This window comes from uncultured Mycobacterium sp., from assembly GCF_964249325.1.
In the GTDB taxonomy this organism is placed as follows: domain Bacteria; phylum Actinomycetota; class Actinomycetes; order Mycobacteriales; family Mycobacteriaceae; genus Mycobacterium.
Genome location: NZ_CAXUCH010000055.1, coordinates 1 through 7,973, shown reverse-complemented (window position 1 = coordinate 7,973; position 7,973 = coordinate 1). Strand labels below are relative to the sequence as shown.

Genomic DNA, 7,973 nt, shown 5'->3' with positions numbered 1-7,973 from the left:
CGCCGAAGTAGGTGGTCAGTTTCAGGCAGGGCTCGGTCACAGCCGGCTCCCAATCCACTGCCCGAGCAGCGCCGCAGCCAGCCCCAGCGCGAAGCTCACTGCAATGTTCGCCAGGGCAGACCACAGCTGACGTTCTTCACCCAGGCGCTGGGTTTCCAGCATCCACGTCGAGAACGTGGTGTAGGAGCCGATGAACGCGGTGTCAGCCAACAGGGCCGCTTGGCGGCTCAATGTCAGGCCTCCGACCAGCCCCAACAATGCTGCGCCGCTGATATTCACCGTCAGCGTCCCGAACGGAAACGACCGCGCCACCCGGCGAGCCACCGCCCGGTCTACCAGGAAACGCAACACCGAGCCGACGCCGCCGATCACCAGCACGCCGATCCAGATCGCGGCCGTCATCCGCGCACCGGAACCCGGCGCACCAGCGCGGTGGCCAGATACACCGCGAGCAGGCCCAGCCCGATGCTGGCCACGCCGTAGCCGACAGCCAGCCCGTACTTGCCGTGCTCGATCATCGCGAGGATCTCGACCTGCATGGTCGAAAACGTGGTCAGCCCACCGCACAGTCCGGTGCCCAGCAGCGGACGGCGATAACTCGACAACGGCAACCGTTCGAGCAACCGGGTGGTGAAGTAGCCCACCAGGAAGGCACCGAGGATGTTGACCGTGAAGGTGGGCCAGGGCCACCGCGTCGGGTCGGGGGCCGCGAGGGTGGTCAGCGCGGCGCGGGCCAGCGCGCCCAGCGCCCCGCCCGCGAAGATCGCCGCAAGCTCGCGGTAATCATGGCCTGGCACTAGGCGATTCCTTTCCTTGGCCGAAGGTGCTGACGCTCCCGGACCTTATCGCGCGACGGTAGGCAGAATTGAAGCCATGGTGGCTCATCCGCGCGCCGGTCAGCCGGCCCAGCCCGAAGACCTCGTTGATCTGCCGCACCTGCTGACGTCGTACTACGTAAAAGAACCGGACCCAGAGGACGTCGCTCAGCAGGTGGTTTTCGGGACGTCGGGACACCGGGGCTCAGCGCTGGACGGCGCGTTCAACGAGGCCCACATCCTGGCCATCACGCAGGCCATCGTCGAGTACCGCGCCGCGCAGGGTACGACCGGGCCGCTGTTCATCGGCCGGGACACGCATGCCCTTTCCGAGCCGGCGTGGGTGACGGCGCTCGAGGTGCTCGCGGCCAACGACGTGGTCCCCATGGTCGACTCAGCCGACCGGTACACGCCGACTCCGGCGATCAGCCACGCGATCCTCAACTACAACCGCGACCGCGCTGATGGCCTCGCCGACGGGATCGTCGTGACACCGTCGCACAATCCGCCGGCCGACGGCGGATTCAAATACAACCCGCCCAACGGCGGCCCAGCCGACAGCGATGCGACAAACGCGATCGCCCAGCGCGCCAACGAGATTCTGCGGGGCGGCCTGTCGGAGGTGAAGCGGATACCGTTGGTCCGTGCACTGCGCACCGTATGGCGCCACGATTACCTCGATGCCTACGTCGACGACCTGCCCAACGTGGTCGATATCCGTGCGATCCGCGACGCCGGCGTGCAGATCGGCGCCGACCCGCTGGGCGGGGCCAGCGTGGACTACTGGGGGGTGATCGCCGAGCGGCACAACCTGGATTTGACCGTGGTCAATCCCTTGGTGGATGCGACGTTTCGGTTCATGACGCTGGATACCGACGGCAAGATCCGAATGGACTGCAGCTCGCCCGACGCGATGGCATCGCTGATCGCCAACCGGGACTCCTACCAGGTGGCCACCGGCAACGACGCCGACGCCGACCGGCACGGCATCGTCACGCCCGACGCCGGACTGGTGAACCCGAATCACTATCTGGCCGTGGCCATCGGCTACCTCTACACCCATCGGCCCTCGTGGCCAACCACACTCGCCGTCGGCAAGACCGCGGTCAGCTCGTCGATCATCGACCGGGTAGTCGCCGGCATGGGCCGCAAGCTGCTCGAGGTGCCGGTCGGGTTCAAATGGTTCGTCGAACCTCTCATCAGCGGCGGCATCGGTTTCGGCGGCGAGGAATCGGCGGGGGCGTCCTTTCTGCGTCGTGACGGGTCGGTGTGGACCACCGACAAGGACGGCATCATCTTGGCGTTGCTGGCCGCCGAGATTTTGGCCGTCACCGAGGCGACGCCGTCACAGCGGTACCAAGAGTTGGCCCGCAAATACGGAGAGCCGACCTATGCCCGCATTAACGCGCCCGCCGACCGTGAGCAGAAGGCTCGCCTCGCCAAGCTCTCGGCCGATCAGGTCAAGGCCACCGAGCTGGCCGGCGAGCCGATCACCGCGAAGCTGATCGCCGCGCCGGGCAACGGCGCACCGCTGGGCGGACTGAAGGTGACGACGGCCAACGCCTGGTTTGCCGCGCGGCCATCGGGCACCGAGGACATCTACAAGATCTACGCCGAGTCCTTCCGCGGTCCTGAGCATCTGGCCCAGGTCCAGCAGGCGGCGCAGGAGGTAGTCGATCAAGTCATCGGTGAAGCGGCGTGACCAGCGACTTTGAACGCTTTGTTGGCTGTGGTGTAGCTTCGATGGGCACGACTGCACGGGGCTATGGCGCAGCTGGTAGCGCACCACACTGGCAGTGTGGGGGTCAGGGGTTCGAGTCCCCTTAGCTCCACTTCGACGGGGCATCAGTAACCCATGACATCGCGGCCGTCGGGCGTGCACCTGTGCAAGTCGGCGCCGCCCGCATGCATTCGAGCGATCCGGCGGTCGGCGACTGGGTCGTGAGCTTAGGTTTAGTCCTTGTGACGACGCTTTCCGAGGGTTTTGATGTGCGGCGCAACGCTGGCTGGCTGCCCGCCGAACAGGATGACTTGGAGTCCTGGCTGACCGGGCACCGCCAGCGGGTAGAGGCGCGTGGCGCAGACGTGAAGCTGCATCCCGTGATCACCGAGTTTCAGCAGTTGATCGACTCAGACCCCGTGGTGCGCATGTACATCGACCGGATGATTGCCGAAGTGCCGCATGCCCGGTCGTACCGCGAGCGTCACTTGCAGAGCGTCGAGCAGATGCTGCGCCTGATCAACGAGGTGTTGACGATGGCGCCGGAATTCGGCGACAACATGGTGATGACACCGCTCGGCGCGATTCTCGACTGGACGATGGGCACCCCCGCGGGGTTTGCGGCCTACCGCGATCCGCGGGTCAACGAGATGCTCAAGAAGATGCTGACCGCTTGGTGCGCGTTTCTCGATAGCACCGACTCGCTGTATGTGCTCAACGACTCGCCGTCCGGCTGGAAGTGCGCCGCGGCACAAAGGGCAATCGGCATCGAGCAGTTCGAGTACGACCCGGACGAGGAGCACTGGGGCTTTGCTTCGTGGAACGACTTCTTCACCCGACGCTTCAAGGAAGGCCAGCGTCCGGTCGCGTCGCCGGAGGACGACAAGGTGGTCGTCAGCGCCTGTGAGTCCACGCCCTACCGCATCGCCATGGGCGCCAAGCAACAGGATCGCTTCTGGATCAAAAGCCAGCCGTATTCGCTGCAGGACATGCTGGGCAACGACGACGCCGTTGAGCATTTCATCGGCGGCACCGTGTATCAAGCGTTTCTGAGCGCCACCGACTATCACCGTTGGCACAGTCCGGTCGGCGGGACAGTTGTGCGAGCGTTCAACCTGCCGGGAACGTACTTCTCAGAAGCCGATTCCGAAGGAAAAGAAGCGGTCAATCCGCCGATTTCGCAAGCTTATCTGGCGCATGTCGCGGCGCGCGCGATCATCCTCATCGAAGCTGACGATCCGGTCATCGGGCTCATGGCTTTCGTCGGGATCGGTATGTCGGACGTTTCGTCTTGCGTCATCGACGAGCACGTCACGCCCGGTAACCACTTGGCGAAAGGCGACGAACTCGGTTACTTCCAGTACGGCGGTTCTACTTACTGTCTCGTCTTTCGCCCCGGTGCCATTGCCGAGTTCGCCGTCGCGGCCCTTCCTCAGCCGCACAACCCAAATGCGCCGCTGGTGCATGTCCGCTCGAAGCTCGCCATCGCCAACACGACGACGTAGCGCGCCCGTCGTCGCCGGGCCCAGAGCAGGGCATCGATGCGCGCAAGTGGCGCTGTCGGCCATAATCATAATTTCAAAACCACCCACAGGAGCCATCACGTCGAGCGCCCGACCCAACGCCCTGCAGTACATCGCATACTCCTACACGCAGCGACGCCTTCCGGACTCGATGCGTGAGTGGGTCGCCCACGATTTAGCCGGTAAGGGAGCGGTCCGCCGGTTCATGTTGCGGGCGGCGATCCCGCCGCTTTTGGTCCTCGCCCCGTTCTGGCTCCTGCCCGCCGAAAACGCGCTGTATGTGCACCTGGAGATGACGGCGCCCATCTATTTCTGGGCATTGTTGGTTTCGCTTGCGCTGAACAAGGTGTGGCGGCGCCACCGGCTGGCGCAGCATGGTCTGGACCCGAATCTGGTTGATGCGATCAGGCGCCGCAAAGACGCGAAGATGCACGAGGACTACATTCGCCGCTACGGCCCGCGCCCGCCCGAGGCGGAATGGCAAGCCAACAGCAATCCGTTCTTCTAGATCACCGGCTGCGATCAGACCAATCGACGCCGATTGAGCTCAAATAGACCTGAGAACATACCGATCCTCGCTGCGCTGCTGGCAACAGCTCGCTTGCGTCTGAGCTGAATTTCATGTCTACATACTGGGTGACTGTGGTATCGCTCTGCGGGACGCTTGGCGTCTGCCCTTCGCAGATCGTTGCTGCGTAATCACTCAAATGAAGTAGCGAGGTTTCACGCTCGTCCGTTCCTTCACCTATTTTGTCGCCGACGTTCACCTCGACACCTAACTTGCTGTGTCCGATGCGACGAGCAGCTTGCACTTCAGTCTCGTTTTGTTGCAACGTTATTGCGGGAAATCCCCATACGCCGGCAAGTGGGCCGCCCTCGTCTTCAGGACGTTTGACAAGAAGAACTTCGGCTTTGTCGTTCTTTATCACCAAGGCGACAGAATGCTTTTGCGGCTTCACTGCTCAGATTTTATTGCAAGCCAGCGCGACGGTGCCGAAGCAGCTCTCGGCGGCTGCGCCTGGCCGACCCGGATGCCGTCGTCGAGAGGCTCGACGTATGTCTCCAAGGACGCGCTTTTCAGCCGGGCCGAGGTGCTCACCATCCATCTGGTGGTAAGCCAGCGCTCCCGCGGCCTGGTAGGCGCGGCCGAACTCGGCCTGATGAAGCCGACACCGTTGCTAGTCAACACCTCGCGGGGGCCAATCGCGGACGAGCAGGCCGTGATCGAGGCATTGCGGTCGCGTGCGATCGCCGCCGCGGGACTCGACGTGTTCGAGATCGAACCACTGCCGCCCGGGCACCCGTTGCGCTCGCTGGACAACGTGATCGCCACCCCGCACATCGGCTACGTCGCCGATCGGATCTATCGAACTTTCTACGGTCAGGCCGCCGCCAAGATCGCCCGCTGGCTCGTCGAATTCAGCGGGCCAGGCAACTGAGGCTTCATCTGTCCGCGACCGGCGGGCGTCCAGCCTGCCGATCACCAGCATCACGCTCGCGGCGAGCGCCCAGCCCAGCAGAATGTCGATGAAATAGTGCTCGGCCGAGTACACCAGGGCAAACGCCATGGTCACCACGTAAGCCACCAGCAGCGCACGCCATCGCCGGCGGACCCTGCGCCACAGGAACATCGCCACCATGGCCGAAAGCCCGGCATGCAACGACGGAATAGCGGCTACCAGGTTCACACTGGCCTGTCCCGAGTCGATCAAGACCCCCGCCGATTGCATGTGCAGTGTGCCCCACCCGCGGGTGGAGATTCGCTCCACGAAGTTGTTCGCACCGGGCTGGCTCAACTGCATGGCACCCAGCAGGCCGCCGTCGGGAACACCGGCCGGGTGTCGGAACATGCACGCCGGGTAGGAGGGCCCATCGGCGACGTCGTTGGCGGTGCAGCGGGCCGCAGCCCAGGGCGGCGCTGCCGGCAAAACGATATAGACGACCAGCGCAGCAAACGACAGCGTGAGAAAACGCCACGTATACGCTTTCCATTCGTCTCGGTCGCGCAGCCACAACAACCCGGCGACCACATACGGCACGACGAAAAACGACATGTAGACCGTGCTGATGATCACTTCCCACCACGGTGGCTTCGGCATCTTGAGGTGCTCCTGCAACCAGACGGTGGGCATGACCCCGAAGAACAACCATCGGTCGATCGCCGGCTGCAGCTGCCAGAGCGTGGGTGCCCCGACCAATGTCGCCGCGCCCCGGCTCAAGTCGTACAGCAGCAGCACGACGGCGAACGGAAGCCAGTCCCGGACCACCAGCAGGACCTTGCGGCGACGCCCGATGCTCGCGGCGATCAGCCCGGTGGCGATGTAGACCAGCAGCCACTCCCGGTTGAACGCCAGCCCGGCCGTACAGCTGCGGTACACGACAACAAGCGCCCAGGTCGTGACCGCCAGACGACGCGCGATGGTCAGTCGACGGTCTTGGGGCGTGGCGGTGTCATCAAGGTGTGTTTCGGTCGATCCAGCGTGTCGACCGCTGATACGTCGAAGGAGCCTGGCGACTACGGACTGTGATTCGCGCCTGAACACCTCGGTTTTGCGGTCGGTCGTTAATGGCACCAAAGCAGACTTCCCACCCACGATGGAACACACGCGCGTCCATCTTGCCTTGCGCCACCGGCAGGCCCTCACCCGACATGCCGGATCGGGTTCAGGCGCAGTTTGCCTGTGTGTTACCTGAGCGTGCCTGGCAGCTTGCCGCGCAAATCACCAAGAGTCCGCGGCTACCCGGGTCAGGTGTGCCGTTGGTGTAGGGCGCGGACGGTGTCGATCGTGTCGGCTTCAGCCGGCGCTTTGTCGTCGCGGTAGCGCAGCACCCGCGCAAAGCGCAGCGCGAGCCCGCCCGGATAGCGGGGCGAGGCCTGGATTCCGTCAAACGCGACTTCGACGACCTGTTCGGGTCGCAGCTGCACGACGTAGCTGTCCGTGGGGCCCACTGCCAGCTGCAGAAACCGCTGGGTTTGCCACTCGAGCATGGCGTCCGTCATGCCCTTGAACGTCTTACCCAGCATCACGAAGCCGCCGGTGGCCGGATCACACGCCCCCAGATGGATGTTCGAGAGCTTTCCGCGGCGCCGCCCCGAGCCCCACTCCACGGCGAGCACGACCAGGTCGAGGGTATGTACTGGTTTGACCTTCAGCCAGGCCGCGCCGCGGCGGCCCGCTTCGTAGGGGGCGCTCGGCGACTTGGCCATCACCCCTTCGTGACCGGCGGCCAGCGTCGTGTCCAGGAAATCGGCGGCCGCGGACCGATCCGAGGTGACCAGGCGATCGACCCGGTGCCGCGCCGGCACGACCTCGTCGAGCGCGGCGATCCGCTCGCTGGTCGGAGCGTCAAGTAGGTCGGCGCCGTCGCAGCGCAACACGTCGAAGAAGAACACCGAAAGCGGCTGTGCGGCGCGGGCGGCCGCGACGTCGACCGAGCGCCCGAACCGGGACGCCGTCACCTGGAACGGTTGTGGCCGGTTGTCGGCCCGCAGCGCGATCGCCTCGCCGTCGGCGATCAGCTCGCTGACCGGCAAGGCCAGTGTCGCTTCCACCACCTCGGGCAGCCGGGCGGTGACGTCGTCGAGGCTTCGGGTGTAGACGGTGACCTCGTTGCCCGCCCGGTGAATCTGAACCCGCGCCCCGTCCAGCTTCGCCTCGAAAACCGCTGTGCCGCCCAGCCTTTCGAATGCATCGGCAATGCCGGTCGCAGTCTGCGCCAACATCGGTCCCACAGGCCGGCCCACTCGCAGCGTGAAGGCCTCCAGCGCCGCGGTCCCGCCGGTGAGGCCGGCTGCCGCCACTGCGGGCAGGTTCCCGCCCAGCATCGCCGCGCGACGCACCTGCTGCGGCGGGATCCCAGCGGCGCTGGCGACGGCGTCGGCCATGATGCCGGCCAGCGCGCCCTGGCGCAGTT

Annotated in this window: 8 protein-coding genes, 1 tRNA gene and 2 pseudogenes (1 of these 11 running past the window's edge); 5 read left to right on the top strand and 6 right to left on the bottom strand. The window is 65.1% G+C overall.

Features of this window, described 5'->3' with window-relative positions; all coding sequences use genetic code 11:
- The 3 genes and pseudogenes from ACFE99_RS09740 to crcB (ACFE99_RS09730) all read right to left on the bottom strand — a co-directional run.
- Positions 1 to 40, bottom strand: a pseudogene (locus ACFE99_RS09740) (DUF190 domain-containing protein); it reaches 1,037 nt to the left of the window's first position.
- On the bottom strand, positions 37 to 402 hold the full coding sequence (gene crcB, locus ACFE99_RS09735; protein ID WP_375484679.1) for a fluoride efflux transporter CrcB: 366 nt from the start codon (positions 400 to 402) through the stop codon (positions 37 to 39). The pseudogene ACFE99_RS09740 and the gene crcB (ACFE99_RS09735) overlap by 4 nt, the downstream one beginning before the upstream one ends.
- Positions 399 to 797: a fluoride efflux transporter CrcB gene (crcB, locus tag ACFE99_RS09730; RefSeq protein ID WP_375484677.1), complete on the bottom strand. Its 399-nt coding sequence runs from the start codon at positions 795 to 797 to the stop codon at positions 399 to 401. The genes crcB (ACFE99_RS09735) and crcB (ACFE99_RS09730) overlap by 4 nt, the downstream gene beginning before the upstream one ends.
- Positions 798 to 873: 76 nt before the next feature.
- Here crcB (ACFE99_RS09730) and pgm point away from each other — a divergent pair, with 76 nt between their 5' ends.
- The 4 genes from pgm (at position 874) to ACFE99_RS09710 (ending at position 4,566) form a co-directional block, all read left to right on the top strand.
- Positions 874 to 2,517 (top strand): phosphoglucomutase (alpha-D-glucose-1,6-bisphosphate-dependent), encoded by a 1,644-nt coding sequence (pgm, locus tag ACFE99_RS09725; RefSeq protein ID WP_375484675.1) that lies wholly within the window; start codon positions 874 to 876, stop codon positions 2,515 to 2,517.
- 57 nt (positions 2,518 to 2,574) lie between these two features.
- Positions 2,575 to 2,647 (top strand) — tRNA-Ala (locus tag ACFE99_RS09720).
- 52 nt (positions 2,648 to 2,699) lie between these two features.
- The gene (locus ACFE99_RS09715; protein ID WP_375484673.1) at positions 2,700 to 4,040 is read left to right on the top strand and encodes a phosphatidylserine decarboxylase family protein; all 1,341 of its coding nucleotides are present in this window, start codon (positions 2,700 to 2,702) and stop codon (positions 4,038 to 4,040) included.
- Positions 4,041 to 4,134: 94 nt separating this feature from the next.
- Positions 4,135 to 4,566, top strand: a complete 432-nt coding sequence (locus ACFE99_RS09710) for a DUF5313 domain-containing protein (RefSeq protein WP_375484708.1) — start codon at positions 4,135 to 4,137, stop codon at positions 4,564 to 4,566.
- 1 nt (position 4,567) lies between these two features.
- Here ACFE99_RS09710 and ACFE99_RS09705 read toward each other — a convergent pair whose 3' ends face one another.
- The gene (locus tag ACFE99_RS09705; protein WP_375484671.1) at positions 4,568 to 5,017 is read right to left on the bottom strand and encodes an NUDIX domain-containing protein; all 450 of its coding nucleotides are present in this window, start codon (positions 5,015 to 5,017) and stop codon (positions 4,568 to 4,570) included.
- Here ACFE99_RS09705 and ACFE99_RS09700 point away from each other — a divergent pair.
- On the top strand, positions 5,000 to 5,497 hold the full coding sequence (locus ACFE99_RS09700; RefSeq protein WP_375484669.1) for an NAD(P)-dependent oxidoreductase: 498 nt from the start codon (positions 5,000 to 5,002) through the stop codon (positions 5,495 to 5,497). The genes ACFE99_RS09705 and ACFE99_RS09700 overlap by 18 nt on opposite strands.
- A 12-nt stretch (positions 5,498 to 5,509) precedes the next feature.
- On the opposite strand, the pseudogene ACFE99_RS09695 reads toward ACFE99_RS09700, so the two are convergent.
- Together ACFE99_RS09695 and ACFE99_RS09690 are read right to left on the bottom strand one after the other, a co-directional pair.
- Positions 5,510 to 6,484: pseudogene (locus ACFE99_RS09695) on the bottom strand (phosphatase PAP2 family protein); the annotation flags it as partial.
- Positions 6,485 to 6,804: 320 nt separating this feature from the next.
- Positions 6,805 to 7,973, bottom strand: a 1,169-nt coding sequence (locus ACFE99_RS09690; RefSeq protein ID WP_375484667.1) for an ATP-dependent DNA ligase, incomplete at its 5' end; no start/stop codon positions are given.